This is a genomic window from Micromonospora sp. CPCC 205561, assembly GCF_036906775.1.
GTDB lineage: Bacteria > Actinomycetota > Actinomycetes > Mycobacteriales > Micromonosporaceae > Micromonospora.
Window position 1 is genome coordinate 1 of sequence record NZ_JBAKHV010000064.1, and the last position, 15,533, is coordinate 15,533.

The window sequence follows — 15,533 nt, forward strand, 5'->3', positions numbered from 1 at the left end:
ACGACGGTACCCCGTCAGCCCACCCGCCCCGGGCCGAACCGGACAGCCGCCACCAGACCGGACGACCGCCGCAGCGGGTCGACCCGGCGACGGGCCGAGATCGTGGTACGAGACGTCAGGAGGCCGGCGTGCGCAGGCGGTGCAGGCGCAGCGCCAGCTGCACCTCCAGCGCCCGCTCCGGCTTCTGCCAGTCAGCGCCGAGCAGCTGCCCGACCCGCTCCAGCCGCTGGGTGACCGTGTTGACGTGCACGTGCAGCTGCTCGGCGGCCCGGGCCAGGCTGCCGCCCACCCCGAAGTACGCCTCCAGGGTCTTCACCAGCGCGGTGCCCCGCCGGGCGTCGTAGTCGACGACCGGCCCGACGGTGGCGGTCAGGAACCGGTTCACGTCCTTGTCGCCCCCGTCGCCCACGGCGCCCAGCAGCAGCCCGACGAAGCCCAGTTCGGCCGTGCTGGCGCCCTGACCCGACCGGCCCAGCGCGCCCAGCGCGGTCAGGCAGCGCTCCGCCTCGGCGAAGGTCGCGGCCAGCGACGCCGGCCCCGCCGACGGGCCGCTCGCCCCGGCGGTCACCGGTCGGCCCGTCACCCGCGACAGGTCCCGCGCCACGGCCCGGGCGCTGCCGCCCGCGTCCCGCCCGGGCAGCATCAGCACCACCCGCCCGTCGCGGGCCGCCGCGAGCCCGCTGCGGGCCGAGGCGTACGTGGTCGCCCAGGAGAGCACCCGCTGCCGGGCCGAGCCGGTCGCGGCGATGGCGTCGTCGCCGATCGCCACCAGCACGTGCGGGGCGTCCAGGTCCACCCCCAGCCGGCGGGCCCGGCTGCGCAGCGCGTCGGTGTCCCGCAGCGGCCGGGCGATCAGGTCGTCGAGCAGCTCGCCCCGGACCCGACCCTCCGCCTCGGCGACGGTGCGCCGGAACAGCAGCAGCAGCGCCGTCACCAGCGACGCCCGCTCCAGGATCCGCTGGTCGGCGTCGACCAGCTCGTCGTCGGGGCGCAGCACCAGCGCGCCCATGTTCTCCGCCCCGGCGACCACCGCGGCGTACCAGAGCCGGCCCCGGCGCACGCTGCGCCCCTCCGTACGCGACGCGGCCACCGCCTCCACCATGTCCGCCCGGTCCGGCTCGTCGATCTCGCCGACCCGGGCCAGCAACCGGCCCTCCGCGTCGAGCGCCAGCAGCGCCCCGCCGAGCACGTCGGTGACCGCCGCGGCGACGTCCTCCACCCCGCCGCCGCGCAGCACCAGCGCCGTCATCCGGTCGTGCGCCGCCGCGGCCCGCTCCACCGAGCTGCTGTGCGCGCGGATGGTGGTGTTCGCCGCCGACAGCTCCTCCAGCGCCGCCCGGGTCTCCGCGAGCAGCCGCGCCGTGTCGATCGCCACGGCCGCGTGCGCGGCGAGGGAGACCAGCAGCGCCACCTCCTCGCGGACGAACGGCCGGGCCGAGCGGTTGGCCGCGTAGAGCACCCCGATCGAGGTCGAGCCGAGCCGCAGCGGCACCCCGAGGATCGCCACCAGCCCCTCCTCGCCGACCCCGGCGTCGATCTCGCCGGTGTGGTGGAAGCGCTCGTCCTCGGGATAGTTCGCGGTCACGTACGGGGCGCCCGACTGGGCCACCAGCCCGCCGAGGCCGGCGCCCATCGGCAGCCGCAGCCGCTGGAAGCGGGCGGAGACCGAGCCGTCGGTGACCCGCATGTAGGTGTCGCCGCGCTCGTCGTCGTCGAGGGTCATGTAGGCGACGTCCGCGCCGAGCAGGTGCCGCGCCCGGTGCACGATCGCGCGCAGCACGTCGTCCAGGTCGCGCAGCCCGGCCAGGTCGCTGACCGTGTCGTACAGGCCGGAGAGCTCGGTCTCCCGGCGACGGCGACGTTCCAGCAGCGCGCGGACCCGCAGCGCCACCGTCTTGGCCTGCTCCAGCTCGGCGAGCCGCGCGGGGGGCAGCCCGGCGGCCCGGGCGGCGACGAGCGGCCCCTCGAACTCCACCGCGGCGGCCTCGCGGGCGAGCAGCTCCAGGAACTCCACCGGTGACGACATGACCGACATTGTGCGGCTCACCACTAGTTCGCCGTCCAGCCCCCGTCGAGCGCGATGGAGGCGCCCGTGATGAACGCCGCCGGTGGGGAGCAGAGGTACGCCACCAGCTCGGACACCTCCTCCGGCTCGATCAGCCGCTTGATCGCCGCCCGGGCGAGCATGATCTTCTCGACCACCTCGGCCTCCGGGATGCCGTGGCTGGCCGCCTGGTCGGCGATCTGGCTCTCCACCAGCGCGGTGCGGACGTACGCCGGGTTGATGCAGTTGGCGGTGACCCCGTGCGGGGCGCCCTCCAGGGCGACCACCTTCGACAGCCCCTCCAGGGCGTGCTTCGCCGAGACGTACGCCGACTTGAAGGGCGAGGCGCGCAGCCCGTGCACCGAGGAGATGTTGACGACCCGTCCCCACCCCCGGGCGTACATGTGCGGCAGCGCCCGCCGGATGATCAGGAACGGCGCCTCCACCATCACCCGGTGCAGGTGCGAGAAGCGCTCGGGGGAGAACTCCTGCACCGGCGCCACGTGTTGCAGGCCCGCGTTGTTCACCACGATGTCCACGGCGGCGTCGAGGCGGTCGACGGCGTCTGCGTCGGCGAGGTCCACGCCCTCGGCCCGGCCGCCGGCCTCCGCCGCCACCGCCTTGGCGGCCTCGACGTTGCGGTCCACCACCAGCACCTCGGCGCCGGCCGCCGCCAGCCGCAGGGCGCAGGCCCGGCCGATGCCGCCGCCGCCCCCGGTCACCAGGGCGGTACGACCGGCGAGGTCGACGTGTACGACGTGGGGGACCGCCACGGGTTCTGCCGTCATGGCGCATGAAGTTACGAGCTGTGTGTCCGGGCGCACATGGGCCGGCGACACATACTCGACGGCCGGAGTGTGTGGTCGTCGCGCGCCCCGGGCGGCGTGTCGGCGCGCCCGGCGTGTCCCCGGCGGCGGGGTGTCGCCCGGCTCGGTAGGGTGTCGAACACACGTACTGCCGACGGTTGGGGGAGGAGGCGGCGTGCGGGTGTTGGGCGTCGACCCGGGGCTGACCCGGTGCGGGGTCGGCGTGGTCGAGGGCGTGCCGGGGCGGCCCTGCACGCTGGTCGCCTACTACGTCGTCCACACCGATCCGGGCGACGAGCTGGCGCTGCGCCTGCTGCACCTGGACCGTTCGCTCACCGACCTGGTCGCCGAGCACCGGCCCGACAGCGTCGCCGTCGAGCGGGTCTTCAGCCAGCACAACGTCCGCACCGTGATGGGCACCGCCCAGGCCAGCGGGATCGCCGTGCTTGCCGGCGCCCGCGCCGGGCTGCCCGTGCAGACCTACACCCCCAGCGAGGTCAAGGCGGCCGTGACCGGTTCCGGTCAGGCCGACAAGGCGCAGATGACCGCCATGGTCACCCGGCTGCTGCGGCTGGCCGAGCCGCCGAGGCCGGCCGACGCCGCCGACGCCCTGGCCCTGGCCATCTGTCACGTGTGGCGCGGCGGGACGCGCTCCAAGCTGGCCGCCGCGGCCGACCGGGTACGACGAGGAGGAGCCAGATGATCGCCAGCGTGCGCGGGGTGGTGACCGCGACCGGTCCGGACCACGCCGTGGTGGAGGTCGGCGGGGTCGGCCTGGCGGTGCAGTGCGCCCCCGGCACCCTGGCCGAGCTGCGGATCGGCCAGCCCGCCCGGCTCGCCACCAGCCTGGTCGTCCGGGAGGACTCGCTCACCCTCTACGGCTTCGCCGACGACGACGCCAAGCAGCTCTTCGAGCTGCTCCAGACCGCCAGCGGGGTCGGCCCCCGGCTGGCCCAGGCCGTGCTCGCCGTGCACACCCCCGACGCCGTACGCAAGGCGATCGCCAACGCCGACACCGCCGCGCTGACCCGGGTGCCCGGCATCGGCAAGAAGGGCGCCGAGCGCCTGGTGCTGGAGCTGCGCGACCGCGTCGGCCCGGTGCCGGTCGGCGCCGACGGCGCGGCCGGGGTCACCGGCGGCGCGTGGCCCGAGCAGGTCCGGCAGGCGCTGGTCGGGCTCGGCTGGACGGCCGGGCAGGCCGACCAGGCGGTGGCCGCGGTGGCGGAGACCGTCGACGGTGACCTCCCGCCGGTGCCGGTCCTGCTCAAGCAGGCCATCCGGCTGCTGGGCCGCACCCGGTGACGGGGCCCGACGGCGGGCTCGTCTCCGCCTACGTGCACGACGCCGACCTCGACGCGGAGGCCACCGTCCGGCCCAAGCGGCTGGAGGAGTTCATCGCCCAGCACCGGGTCCGCGACCAGCTCGACCTGCTGCTCCAGGGCGCGATGCGGCGCGGCGCCCCACCCGACCACATCCTGCTGTCCGGGCCGCCCGGCCTCGGCAAGACGACCCTGGCCAACATCGTCGCCGCCGAGCTGGGCTCGGGCATCCGGGTGACCAGCGGCCCGGTCATCGAGCGCTCCGGCGACCTGGCGGCGATCCTGACCAGCCTCGCCGAGGGCGACGTGCTCTTCATCGACGAGATCCACCGGATCGCCAAGCCGGCCGAGGAACTGCTCTACAGCGCGATGGAGGACTTCCGCGTCGACGTGATCGTCGGCAAGGGCCCGGGGGCGACGGCGATCCCGCTGGACGTCGAGCCCTTCACCCTGGTCGGCGCGACCACGCGTTCCGGCCTGCTCACCGGGCCGATGCGCGACCGGTTCGGCTTCGTGGCGCACCTCGACTTCTACTCCCCGTCCGACCTGGAGGTGCTGCTGCGCCGCTCCGCGCGGATCCTCGGCGTGCCGATCACCGACGAGGGCGCTGCCGAGGTCGCCGGCCGCTCCCGGGGCACCCCCCGGATCGCCAACCGGCTGCTGCGCCGGGTCCGCGACTTCGCCGAGGTCCGGGCCGACGGCGTGGTCACCCTGGAGACCGCCCGGGCCGCCCTCAAGGTGTACGACGTCGACGCCCTCGGCCTCGACCGGCTCGACCGGGCGGTGCTGACCGCCCTGGTCGACTCGTTCCGGGGCGGGCCGGTCGGCCTCTCCACGCTCGCCGTGGCGGTGGGGGAGCAGCCGGACACGGTCGAGGAGGTCTGCGAGCCGTTCCTGGTGCGGGCCGGTCTGCTGGCCCGGACGCCGCGCGGCCGGGTCGCCACCGAGGCGGCCTGGCGCCACCTGGGGCGTACTCCGCCGAATGGTACATTTGGCCCGGATACCCCTCCCGTGCCCGATCTGTTCTCGCTGGACGTCGATCAGCCGTGATGTGAACGTGATCTGTGCCGCATTCGGCGTTCCCAGGTGCAGGGATTAGACTCGCGCCGGTCTGTACAGGACGTGAGAATCCGCCTCCGCTCCGGCGCGCCCGCGCCGGGCCGGTGGCCAATGGGAAGGTCTTACACCGTGCTTTACGCAGCAGAGGGCGGCGGGGGTGCCGGCAGCCTGACGCCGATCCTCATGATCGCTCTGCTCTTCGGCGTCATGTACTTCATGATGATCCGCCCCCAGCAGAAGCGCCGCCGGGAGGCGGAGGCCATGCAGTCCGCCCTCGCTCCCGGCGACGAGGTGGTCACCATCGGCGGGCTCTACGGCACGGTCACCGGCGTGGACGACGACACCGTCCTGCTCGAGGTCGCGCCCGGCGTGCAGACCCGGTACGCCCGCCCGGCCGTCGCCCGGGTGGTAACCCGGGCGGAGCAGCCGGTCGAGCCGGTCATCGAGGACGCGGACGTCGTCAAGGAGTGACGCGCGTTCCCGCCCCGTCCGGGTGGCGGCCGCCGGGTCCCGGTGACCGCGCCACCCGACGGGGCAGCGGAGGCGACGCGAAAACTGGATAGTTGGGTCCGACGCCGGAAGCCCGGCCCGCCCCGTTCCGCCCGGCGCCCCCGCGCCGGGTCGCGGAGCCGGGTGCCGGTCTCCGACGCCGGCCCGTCAGAACCGCCGGCCGGGCCGGCCGACACCCGCCGCACCAGCGGCGCGACCGTACAGGGAGACAGGACAGCCGTGGCACCACCTCAGGGACAGATGCGCCCCGGACGGCAACTGGCCGTGCTCGGGCTCATCTTCGTCGTCCTCTATCTTTTGGTGTTCTTCGCGGGCGGCGCCAGCGGCGGCCTCAAGGACCGGCTGGAGCCCAAGCTCGGCCTGGACCTCGTCGGTGGCACCCGGCTGACGCTGGAGGCGACCAACAGCATCGGCGGCCAGGCCCCGACGGCGGAGAACCTCGAAGAGGCCCGCCAGATCATCGAGAGCCGGGTCAACGCCTTCGGCGTGGCCGAGGCCGAGGTGGTCACCGAGGGCAACCGCAACATCGTGATCTCCCTGCCCGGTGAGAACCGCGACCTGACCGAGGTCGGCAGCGCCGCCGAGCTGCGCTTCCGCAAGGTGCTCAAGGCCGCCGACGGCAGCGGCGCGGCCTCCGCCCCGGCGCCCGCGGCCACCCCGGCCCCGTCCGGCAGCGCCGTTCCGGCCCCCTCCGGCAGCGCGAAGCCGTCGGGCGGCGCCGCCCCGTCGGGCAGCGCCGCGCCGAAGGTGAGCCCGTCGGCGAGCGGCGGCCAGGGCGGCATGGCCCCGGCCCCGAGCGCCAGCGCGTCGGCCTCGCCGAGCGCCACCGCCTCGGCCGCCGCCGCGACCCCGACGCCGAGCACCAGCGGCGAGCCGGTGCCGCAGAGCGTCGAGGAGCAGCGCAAGGCCGTCGAGAAGAAGGTCGGCGCCGCCGCCTGGGCCGCGGCGAACGGCCTGAAGGCCCCGGCCGACCTGACCGCCGACCCGTCGCTGGCGGAGAAGCTCAAGCCGTTCGCGGGCCTCGACCCGCGCGAGGTCGCGGTGCTGCCGACGCAGATGCAGTTCAACGTGCCGCAGATCAGCTGCGCCCAGCTCGACAAGCGCCCGCCGGCCTCGATCTCCGCCGCCGACCAGCAGGTGGTGGCCTGCGAGGGCGGCGCCGCGAAGTACCTGCTCGACCAGGCGAAGGTGCTCGGCACCGACGTCGAGGACGCCGACGCGGTGCTCGACCAGACCAGCCAGTGGGTGGTCAGCCTCGACTTCACCGGCCCCGGCCAGGACAAGTGGACCAACCTGACGCGCGAGGCGTTCACCAACGAGGGCCAGGCCTGTGACGCCACGGCCCTCGGCCAGGACGGCAAGTGCCGCGTCGCCGTCGTGCTCGACAACGAGATCGTCTCCTCGCCCGAGATCCAGGGCGTACTGATGGGCAACTCGCAGATCACCGGCAACTTCACCCAGCGCGACTCCAGCGCCCTCGCCGGCCAGCTGCGCTACGGCGCGCTGCCGGTCACCTTCGAGGCGCAGGAGCAGCAGAACGTCACCGCCACCCTGGGCGCCAGCCACCTGCGGGCCGGTCTCCTCGCGGCGGGCATCGGCATGGCGCTGGTCATCATCTACTCGTTTTTCTACTACCGCCTGCTCGGCTCGGTGATCTTCCTCAGCCTGGTGCTCTCGGCGCTGCTGGTCTTCGGCGCGCTGGTGGTGCTCGGCCGGCAGATCGGCTTCACCCTCACCCTCGCCGGCATCGCCGGCATGATCGTCTCGCTCGGTGTGGCGGCGGACTCGTTCGTCATCTACTTCGAGCGGCTCAAGGACGAGATCCGCGAGGGGCGCAGCCCGCGCAGCGCGGTGCCGCGTGCCTGGATCCGGGCCCGCCGGACGATCATCTCGGCCAACGCGATCACGCTGATGTCGGCGGTGGTCCTCTACGTGGTCTCGGTCGGCGCGGTGAAGGGCTTCGCCTTCGCCCTCGGCCTGGCCACGGTGCTGGACCTGGTCGTGGTCTTCCTCTTCCGGCACCCGATCATGACGATGTTCGCCCGCACCTCCGCGTTCCTGTCCCCGCGGGTCAGCGGTCTCGGCCGGGCCCTGCCGCCCCGGACGGCCGAGCCGGTCGGCCCCCGCAACCCGCGCGCCAAGGAGGCCTGAGATGGCAAAGAGTGGTCTCGCGAGCCGCCTCTACCGCGGTGAGGCCGGCCTCGACATCATCGGCCGGCGCAAGCTCTGGTTCGGCGTCGCGCTCGCGCTGATCCTGCTGTCGGCGCTCAGCTTCGGGCTGCGCGGCTTCAGCCTCGGCATCGAGTTCGCCGGCGGCAACTCGTTCCAGATCCCGGCCAGCGTCGGCACGCTGGAGCAGACCGAGCTGAAGGTCGAGGAGGCCCTCGCCACGGCCGGCGGCGACGCCGAGGTGGTGACCACGCAGAAGGTCGGCGGCACCGGCGGCGAGTTCTACGAGGTGCGCACCACCCAGCTCGACACCGAGCAGGCCAACTCCGTCAAGGACGAGATCGCCCGGGAGTTCGGCATCGACGCCGCCACCATCAGCGGCAACCAGGTCAGCGAGGCGTGGGGCAGTCAGGTGACCTCCCGGGCGCTGCTCGGTCTGGTCGTCTTCATCGCGGTGGTGATGATCTACCTGATCCTGCGCTTCGAGTGGCGGATGGCGGTCGCCGCCGTCTGCTCGCTGGTCATGAACCTGATCCTGACCGCCGGCATCTACTCGCTGGTCGGCTTCGAGGTAACCCCGTCGACGGTCATCGGCTTCCTCACGATCCTGGGTTTCGCGCTCTACGACGTGGTGGTGGTCTTCGACAAGGTGCAGGAGAACACGCGCGGCATCACCGCGAACAACAACCAGACGTACGGCGAGGCCGCCAACCTGGCGATCAACCAGAGCCTGATGCGGTCGCTGAACACCTCCGTGGTCGCGCTGCTGCCCGTCGGCGGCCTGCTCTTCATCGGTGCCGGCCTGCTCGGCGCGGGCACCCTGAAGGACCTCGGCCTGGTGCTCTTCGTCGGTATGGCGGTGGCCTTCCTCACCTCGATCCTGCTGGCCACGCCGCTGCTGGTGCTGCTCAAGAACTACGACCCGCGGATCCAGGCGCACAACAGGCGGGTGCTGGGCCGCCGGGGCGCGATCGCCCGCGGCGAGGTCACCCCGAGGGGTGGCGCGCCCCGCTCCACCGACCCGTCCGACGAGCCGGTCGACCCGGAGTCGGCCGCGCTGGCCGGCGCCTCGCCCAAGGTGGGTGCCCGACCGGCCGGGAAGCGGCCCACGGGTGCCCGGGGCGGCCGACCGGCCGGCGGCGGCGGCAACCGTCCGGGCGGCAAGCGGCGCTGACCCGGGCCGGCCCACCCGGTAGGAACCGGAGCGACGGCGTCCTTCATGCTGTGCGAGCAGCATGCAGGACGCCGTCGTCGTGAAGGGGAGCGGAACTGCCGTGACGGAGACCCACAGCACCGGGGTACGGGGAGACAGCGGCCCGGACGCCGCCGCGCTGGTGGCCAGCCGGGTGCTCGACGTGCCCGACTTCCCCAAGCCCGGCGTCATGTTCAAGGACCTGATGCCGCTCTTCGCCGACGGTGAGACGTTCCGCCGGGTGATCGACGGCATAGTCGCGTACCACGGGCGGGACGCGTTCGACGTCGTGGTCGGCATCGAGGCGCGCGGATTCGTGGTCGCGGCGGCGATCGCGTACGCGACCGGGGCCGGCGTGGTGCCGGTGCGCAAGGCCGGCAAGCTGCCCCGCCCGGCGTACTCGGCCTCCTACGCCCTGGAGTACGGCGAGGCCACCCTGGAGGTGCACGAGGACGCCTTCACCGCCGGGCATCGGGTGCTGGTGGTCGACGACGTGCTGGCCACCGGGGGCACCGCGGAGGCGACGCTGGACCTGGTGGAGCGGGCCGGCGGGACCGTGGCCGGCTTCACCGTCCTGCTGGAGCTCGGGTTCCTCGGCGGCCGGCGGCGGCTCGCCCCGCGCCCGGTCCATGCCCTGTTGACCGTTTGACCGCGCCGGCCGTCGGACGGACCCGGTGCGGACCGTCCGGCGGAGCGGCGGGGCACGGTGGGTGCGGGTAGCATTGCCCTTTGCTGACCGGGCGGTACCGTCCGGGCGGCGCGAGACCAGACCGGCCGGCGCACGGTCGGTGTATTCCGGCGAGCGGTGAGGAGGCCGGTGTCCCACGATGTCGCCCCTCCGGTGGAGGGCACGGTGCACTCGACAGGCGACGCGGACGGCTCGGTGACCGCACGAAACGGTGACGCCCCGGCCCGGGACGAGGGCTCCGGCGCGGCCGGCCAGGTCGAGTCCGTACGCCCCGACCTGCCTCGCGTGAGCACCGGCGTGGCCGACGGCACGGGCGGGGCGGCCGAGGGGGTCGTGCTCCCGTTCCCCACCGACGACGCCGACGACGCCGTGCCCAGCGCGGGCTTCGCGCTCTCCACCGCGCCCACCGGCCGCAGGGTCCGGGCGCGGCTGGCCCGGTTCAACGCACCCTGGCAGTCCTCGCAGGTCAGCGAGGTGCTGGAGCCGCTGATCTCGACCCACCGCGACGCCCACCCGAAGGCCGACGCGCGGCTGCTCCAGCGCGCCTTCGACACCGCGGCCCGCTGGCACTCCGGGCAGTACCGCAAGTCCGGCGACCCCTACATCACCCACCCGCTCGCGGTCGCCACGATCCTGGCCAACCTGGGCATGGACACCACCACCCTGGTCGCCGCGCTGCTGCACGACACCATCGAGGACACGGAATACGCCCTCGACCAGATGCGCGCCGACTTCGGTGGCGAGGTGGCGCTGCTGGTCGACGGCGTGACCAAGCTCGACAAGGTCAAGCTGGGCGACGCGGCCAAGGCCGAGACGATCCGCAAGATGGTCGTCGCGATGGCCAAGGACCCGCGGGTGCTGGTGATCAAGCTGGCCGACCGGCTGCACAACATGCGTACCCTCACCTTCCTGCCCCGGCCCAAGCAGGAGCAGAAGGCGAAGGAGACGCTGGAGATCCTGGCCCCGCTGGCCCACCGGCTGGGCATGAACACGATCAAGTGGGAGCTGGAGGATCTCGCCTTCGGCACGCTCTTCCCGAAGCGCTACGAGGAGATCAACCGGCTGATCGGGGAGCACCAGCCGCAGCGCGAGGCGCTGCTGCGCCAGGTGACCCAGAAGGTGCAGACCGACCTGAAGGCCGCCAAGATCAAGGCGGAGACCACCGGGCGGCCGAAGCACCTCTACTCGATCTACCAGAAGATGATCGTGCGAGGACGGGACTTCAACGACATCTACGACCTGGTCGGGGTGCGGATCCTGGTCGACACGGTGCGGGACTGCTACGCGGCGCTGGGCGTGATCCACGCCAACTGGCAGCCGGTGCCGGGCCGGTTCAAGGACTACATCGCGATGCCCAAGTTCAACATGTACCAGTCGCTGCACACGACGGTCATCGGGCCCACCGGCAAGCCGGTGGAGATGCAGATCCGCACGTACGCCATGCACCGCACCGCCGAGTTCGGCATCGCCGCGCACTGGAAGTACAAGGAACACAAGGGCACCCAGATCGTCGGCCCGCCGGCGCACATCGACGAGATGACCTGGCTGCGCCAGCTGCTGGACTGGCAGCGGGAGGCGGCCGACCCGAGCGAGTTCCTCGACGCGCTGCGCTTCGACCTGTCCAGCCAGGAGGTGTACGTCTTCACCCCGAAGGGTGACGTCATCCCGCTGCCGACCGGCTCGACGCCGGTGGACTTCGCGTACGCGGTGCACACCGAGGTGGGGCACAAGTGCATCGGGGCGCGGGTCAACGGCAAGCTGGTGCCGCTGGAGTCGACGCTCTCCAACGGCGACGTGATCGAGATCTTCACGTCGAAGTCGGAGACGGCCGGGCCGACGCAGGACTGGCTGGGTTTCGTCAAGAGCCCGCGGGCGCGTACGAAGATCCGGCAGTACTTCAACAAGGAGCGGCGCGAGGAGGCGATCGAGGCCGGCAAGGACGCGATCGTCAAGGCGATGCGCAAGCAGGGCATGCCGTTGCAGCGGATGCTCACCTCCGACGCGCTGATGACGATCGCCCGGGACCTGCATCTGGCCGACGTGGCCTCGCTCTACGCCGCGGTGGGCGACAGCCAGGTCTCCGCCCAGTCGGTGGTGCAGAAGCTGATGGCCGCGTACGGCGGCGAGGAGGGCGCGGCGGAGGACATCGCCGAGACCGCCGTCGCCACCCGGCCGCCGCGCAGCCGGCAGAGCAGCGCCGATCCCGGTGTCGTGGTGCGCGGGGTCAGCGACGTATGGATCAAGCTGGCGCGCTGCTGCACGCCCGTACCGCCGGACTCGGTCTTCGGCTTCGTCACCCGCTCCGGCGGGGTGAGCGTGCACCGGGACGACTGCGCCAACGCCGAGGACCTGCGGGCCCAGAGCGAGCGGGTGGTCGAGGTGAGCTGGAAGCTCACCTCCGCCTCGACGTTCCTGGTCGCGATCCAGGTCGAGGCGTTGGACCGGCACAAGCTGCTCGCCGACGTGACCCGGGTGCTCTCCGACGAGCGGGTCAACATCCTCTCCGCGACGGTCACCACGACCCGCGACCGGGTGGCGGTGAGCCGGTTCAGCTTCGAGATGGCCGACCCGAAGCACCTGGGCCACCTGCTGGCTGCGGTCCGCAAGGTCGACGGCGTCTTCGACGCCTACCGCGTAACCTCCGGCGCCTAACCCCACCCGCCCCGCCCACCCCGCCGCCCCGCCCCGCCCCGCCCGCCCACCCCGCCCCCGCCCGCCCGCCCGCGCGATCTTGCACTTTCGGCCCTCCGGAGAGGCGAATCGCCCCTTTCGCCGGGGCGACAGGTGCAAGATCGCTGGGGCGTGGGGCGTGGGGCGTGGGGCGTGGGGCGTGGGGCGTGGGGCGTGGGGCGTGGGGCGAGACAGCAGCGCCCGCCGGGGAGACCGGCGGGCGCTGCTTCGTGCGACGGGGAGGGTCAGCCCTGGGGGGCGCTCATCAGGATCTTCTTGATGGTGACTTCCTTCTTCGGGTGACCGCCGCCGGCCTGCTTCGCGAAGGCCTTGTCGTCACCGGCCGCCGCGACCTGCTTGACGATGTCCATGCCGCCGGTGACGGTGCCCACGACGGTGTAGTTCGGGTCCAGCGGCGAGTCGCCGTAGACGATGAAGAACTGGCTGCCCGTGCTGCCCGGCTGCCCGGAGTTGGCCATCGCGATCACGCCCTCCGGGTACGGGGGCCGCTTGTCGGTGGGCAGGTTCTCCTCGGCGAGCCGGTAGCTCGGGCCGCCGGTGCCGTCGGTCTGCCGCCAGCCCGTGCCGGACGCGCTCGGGTCGCCGCACTGGAGCACCTTGATGCCCTCGGTCACCAGGCGGTGGCACTTGCTGTTGTCGAAGAAGTTCTTCTCCGCCAGGTGGGTGAAGCTGCCCGCGGTGCAGGGCACCAGCGAGCGGTCGACCGTGGCGGTGATCGGGCCCAGGTTGGTGTCGATCGTCATCGTCTGGGTGCCCTTGTTCGCCTGCTGGGCGGGCGGCAGCCCGACGTCCTTGATCTGCTTGCTCCGCTGGTCGGCGGGGACCTCGTTCCAGGCACACTGCACGTTGCCGGCCGCCGGGCCGGCGGTGTCGGTCTCGTCGTCGCCGCCGAGGCTGGTGACGAGCCAGACCGTGCCGGCGACGACGAGCACCAGGACCGAAGCGGCCCCGACGATCGCCTGGGTTTGCCGGCGCTTGCGGGCCCTGGCCCCGCGCTCGGCCATCTCCTTCTCGAGCCTTGCGCGCGCCGCCGCGCGCTGCCGCTCTCTGGTGGACGTCACGCCTGGATCCTCCTGGGCTGTCTCGGGCGCGGTCGGTGCCGCTGAGTTTGGTGGGCGGCCGGGTCAGCCGGCGCTGGCGCTGCCCGCGGGAGCGCCCGACGCTGACGGCGCGGGCGCCGGGGTCGAGTTCGCCTGCCCCGCGGGCTCACCGACGGTCAGGCTCTGGACGACCACGTCGTCGTCCTTGGGCTTGACCTTGGCCCCCGCCCCATTGTCCACCGTCGGCTTGGCACCGATCTTCGTCACCACGTCGATCCCGCCGGTGACCCGTCCGATGACCGGGTACTTCGGCTCCGCCGTGGTGAAATCCTTGAAGAAGAGCAGGAACTGGCTGCCGTTCGCGCCCGGCGGGTTGGCGATCATCGCGACCGTGCCCTTCGGGTACGTCGCGGGCTGACCGGGGCCGGGGCTGGCCGACGGCGACGGGGCGGTGGGGACGTTCTCGTCGTAGAACGAGTACGTGGGGCCGCCGAGCCCGGTTCCGCTCGGGTCGCCGCAGCGCACGGCGCCCTCGGCGGTGATCTCGTGGCACTTGGTGTTGTCGTAGAACGACCGGCTGGAGAGGTGGGCGATGCTCGCCGCCGCGCACGGGGCGCCGGCCAGGTCGAGCTCGACGGTGATCGGCGCGCCCTGGTTGGTGGTGATCGTCATCGGGCGGACGCCCTCGGTCGGCAGGCCCTTGGTGCCCGGCGTGCCGACGTCCTTGAGGTTGGTGTTCGCGGTCGCGTCCTGCGGCGTCCAGAGGCAGACGTCCTCGGCGGCCGTGTTCTCCTTCGGGTCCCGGTCGAAGGCGCCCAGCGCCCACGCCGAGCCGGCCACGATCAGCACGAGAACGACGGCGACGCCGACACCGGCCTGGATCTGCCGGCGGCGCCGTACGGCGGCGGCCCGGCGGGCGAGTTGCCGGTCGAGCTTGGCCCGCGCCAGTTTGCGCTGCCGGTCCCTGCTGGAAGGCACCCGTGCTCCCCTTTCCTCTACCCTGGTCGTCACCGGTGGTCGGGCGTCCCGCGCCCGTACGGCGGCAGGTGTGCCACGCCACACGCCCGCCAGAGTGTACGGCTACCGGCTGGGAAAGTGGTGTACGAGGTCGGTTCCGGCTATCGGGACGGGTCACTGCGTCGCACGGGGCCGGTGGGGCGATGCGGACAACCGGGTGGCGCCGCCCGATAGGCTGCCCGCAGGGAGCAAGCTCGACGGAAGGGGAGCGGACGTGCTCGTGGCCGGCTTTCCCGCGGACGCCTTCGGCACCAACTGCTACGTGGTCGCCGCCGCGCCGGGGGAACAGTGCGTGGTGGTCGACCCCGGCATCGGGGTGCTCGACCGGCTCGACGCCCTGCTGGCCGAGCATCGGCTGCACCCGGCCGCCGTCCTGCTCACCCATGGCCACCTCGACCACACGTTCTCCGTGGCGCCGGTCTGCGGAGCCCGGGGGATCACCGCCTACGTGCACCCGGGTGACCGGGAGATGCTCGCCGACCCGACCAAGGGCCTCTCGGCGGATCTCAGGGCGCTCTTCGGCGGGCGGCTGACGTACACCGAGCCGGAAGATGTCGCCGAGCTGACCGACGGAGCCACGCTCGCCCTCGCCGGGCTGGAGATCACGGTCGACCATGCCCCGGGCCATACCGGCGGGTCGGTGCTCTTCCGGCTGCCGGCCGCCGGCTCGCTGTGGGAGGCGGAGCAGCTCTGCCTCTCCGGCGACGTGCTGTTCGCCGGCTCCATCGGCCGCACCGACCTGCCGGGCGGCAGCATGACGGCGATGGTCTCCAGCCTGCGGAACAAGGTGCTTCCGCTGGCGGACGACACCGTCGTGCTGCCCGGCCACGGCCCCGCGACGACCATCGGCCGCGAGCGCGCGACCAACCCGTACCTCATCGAGGTCTCGGGCGGCGACGGCGCGCGACCGGCCACCCCCGCCCGCGGCCTCTGACCGGCCGCCGGGCCCCGGACCCACGGCCGGCGACGGCCGCACCGAGCCTTCGCCCGCGCGGACC

General features: G+C 73.3%; 13 protein-coding genes. 9 read left to right on the forward strand and 4 right to left on the reverse strand.

Features of this window, described 5'->3' with window-relative positions:
• Positions 1-115 precede the first annotated feature (115 nt).
• Both V6V16_RS24490 and V6V16_RS24495 read right to left on the reverse strand, forming a co-directional pair.
• Complete coding sequence (locus tag V6V16_RS24490; protein ID WP_334565652.1) at positions 116-2,035, reverse strand: helix-turn-helix domain-containing protein; 1,920 nt, start codon at positions 2,033-2,035, stop codon at positions 116-118.
• A 14-nt stretch (positions 2,036-2,049) separates the two neighbouring features.
• Positions 2,050-2,832 carry a 3-hydroxybutyrate dehydrogenase gene (locus V6V16_RS24495; RefSeq protein WP_334565655.1) on the reverse strand — a complete coding sequence of 261 codons (783 nt, stop codon included), beginning with the start codon at positions 2,830-2,832 and terminating at the stop codon, positions 2,050-2,052.
• A 193-nt stretch (positions 2,833-3,025) separates the two neighbouring features.
• Between V6V16_RS24495 and ruvC the strand changes: the two genes are divergently transcribed.
• The 8 genes from ruvC to V6V16_RS24535 all read left to right on the forward strand — a co-directional run bounded on the left by ruvC (position 3,026) and on the right by V6V16_RS24535 (position 12,439).
• Complete coding sequence (gene ruvC / locus V6V16_RS24500) at positions 3,026-3,553, forward strand: crossover junction endodeoxyribonuclease RuvC (RefSeq protein WP_334565657.1); 528 nt, start codon at positions 3,026-3,028, stop codon at positions 3,551-3,553.
• Positions 3,550-4,152, forward strand: coding sequence for a Holliday junction branch migration protein RuvA (ruvA, locus tag V6V16_RS24505; protein WP_334565659.1), 603 nt, complete (start codon positions 3,550-3,552; stop codon positions 4,150-4,152). Before ruvC ends, ruvA begins: the two co-directional genes overlap by 4 nt.
• Positions 4,149-5,219 (forward strand): Holliday junction branch migration DNA helicase RuvB, encoded by a 1,071-nt coding sequence (gene ruvB / locus V6V16_RS24510; protein ID WP_334565661.1) that lies wholly within the window; start codon positions 4,149-4,151, stop codon positions 5,217-5,219. Before ruvA ends, ruvB begins: the two co-directional genes overlap by 4 nt.
• Before the next feature lie 138 nt (positions 5,220-5,357).
• Complete coding sequence (yajC, locus tag V6V16_RS24515; RefSeq protein WP_334565663.1) at positions 5,358-5,699, forward strand: preprotein translocase subunit YajC; 342 nt, start codon at positions 5,358-5,360, stop codon at positions 5,697-5,699.
• Between the two features lie 258 nt (positions 5,700-5,957).
• The gene (gene secD, locus V6V16_RS24520) at positions 5,958-7,889 is read left to right on the forward strand and encodes a protein translocase subunit SecD (protein ID WP_334565665.1); all 1,932 of its coding nucleotides are present in this window, start codon (positions 5,958-5,960) and stop codon (positions 7,887-7,889) included.
• Between the two features lies 1 nt (position 7,890).
• The gene (gene secF / locus V6V16_RS24525; RefSeq protein ID WP_334565667.1) at positions 7,891-9,081 is read left to right on the forward strand and encodes a protein translocase subunit SecF; all 1,191 of its coding nucleotides are present in this window, start codon (positions 7,891-7,893) and stop codon (positions 9,079-9,081) included.
• Between the two features lie 100 nt (positions 9,082-9,181).
• The gene (locus tag V6V16_RS24530; protein WP_334565669.1) at positions 9,182-9,748 is read left to right on the forward strand and encodes an adenine phosphoribosyltransferase; all 567 of its coding nucleotides are present in this window, start codon (positions 9,182-9,184) and stop codon (positions 9,746-9,748) included.
• Between the two features lie 168 nt (positions 9,749-9,916).
• Positions 9,917-12,439, forward strand: coding sequence for a RelA/SpoT family protein (locus V6V16_RS24535; RefSeq protein ID WP_442934149.1), 2,523 nt, complete (start codon positions 9,917-9,919; stop codon positions 12,437-12,439).
• Positions 12,440-12,702: 263 nt separating this feature from the next.
• On the opposite strand, the gene V6V16_RS24540 is transcribed toward V6V16_RS24535, so the two are convergent.
• The gene (locus V6V16_RS24540) at positions 12,703-13,539 is read right to left on the reverse strand and encodes a peptidylprolyl isomerase (RefSeq protein WP_334565671.1); all 837 of its coding nucleotides are present in this window, start codon (positions 13,537-13,539) and stop codon (positions 12,703-12,705) included.
• Positions 13,540-13,602: 63 nt separating this feature from the next.
• On the reverse strand, positions 13,603-14,496 hold the full coding sequence (locus V6V16_RS24545; protein WP_334565674.1) for a peptidylprolyl isomerase: 894 nt from the start codon (positions 14,494-14,496) through the stop codon (positions 13,603-13,605).
• Positions 14,497-14,749: 253 nt separating this feature from the next.
• Here V6V16_RS24545 and V6V16_RS24550 point away from each other — a divergent pair, with 253 nt between their 5' ends.
• Positions 14,750-15,469 carry an MBL fold metallo-hydrolase gene (locus tag V6V16_RS24550; RefSeq protein WP_334565676.1) on the forward strand — a complete coding sequence of 240 codons (720 nt, stop codon included), beginning with the start codon at positions 14,750-14,752 and terminating at the stop codon, positions 15,467-15,469.
• Positions 15,470-15,533: the final 64 nt, after the last annotated feature.

Bases quoted from the DNA above. Each gene is read 5' to 3' on its own strand.
- V6V16_RS24495 (WP_334565655.1), bottom strand. From the start codon at position 2,832: ATGACGGCAGAACCCGTGGCGGTCCCCCACGTCGTACACGTCGACCTC.
- secF (WP_334565667.1), top strand. From the start codon at position 7,891: ATGGCAAAGAGTGGTCTCGCGAGCCGCCTCTACCGCGGTGAGGCCGGC.
- ruvA (WP_334565659.1), top strand. From the start codon at position 3,550: ATGATCGCCAGCGTGCGCGGGGTGGTGACCGCGACCGGTCCGGACCAC.
- V6V16_RS24490 (WP_334565652.1), bottom strand. From the start codon at position 2,035: ATGTCGGTCATGTCGTCACCGGTGGAGTTCCTGGAGCTGCTCGCCCGC.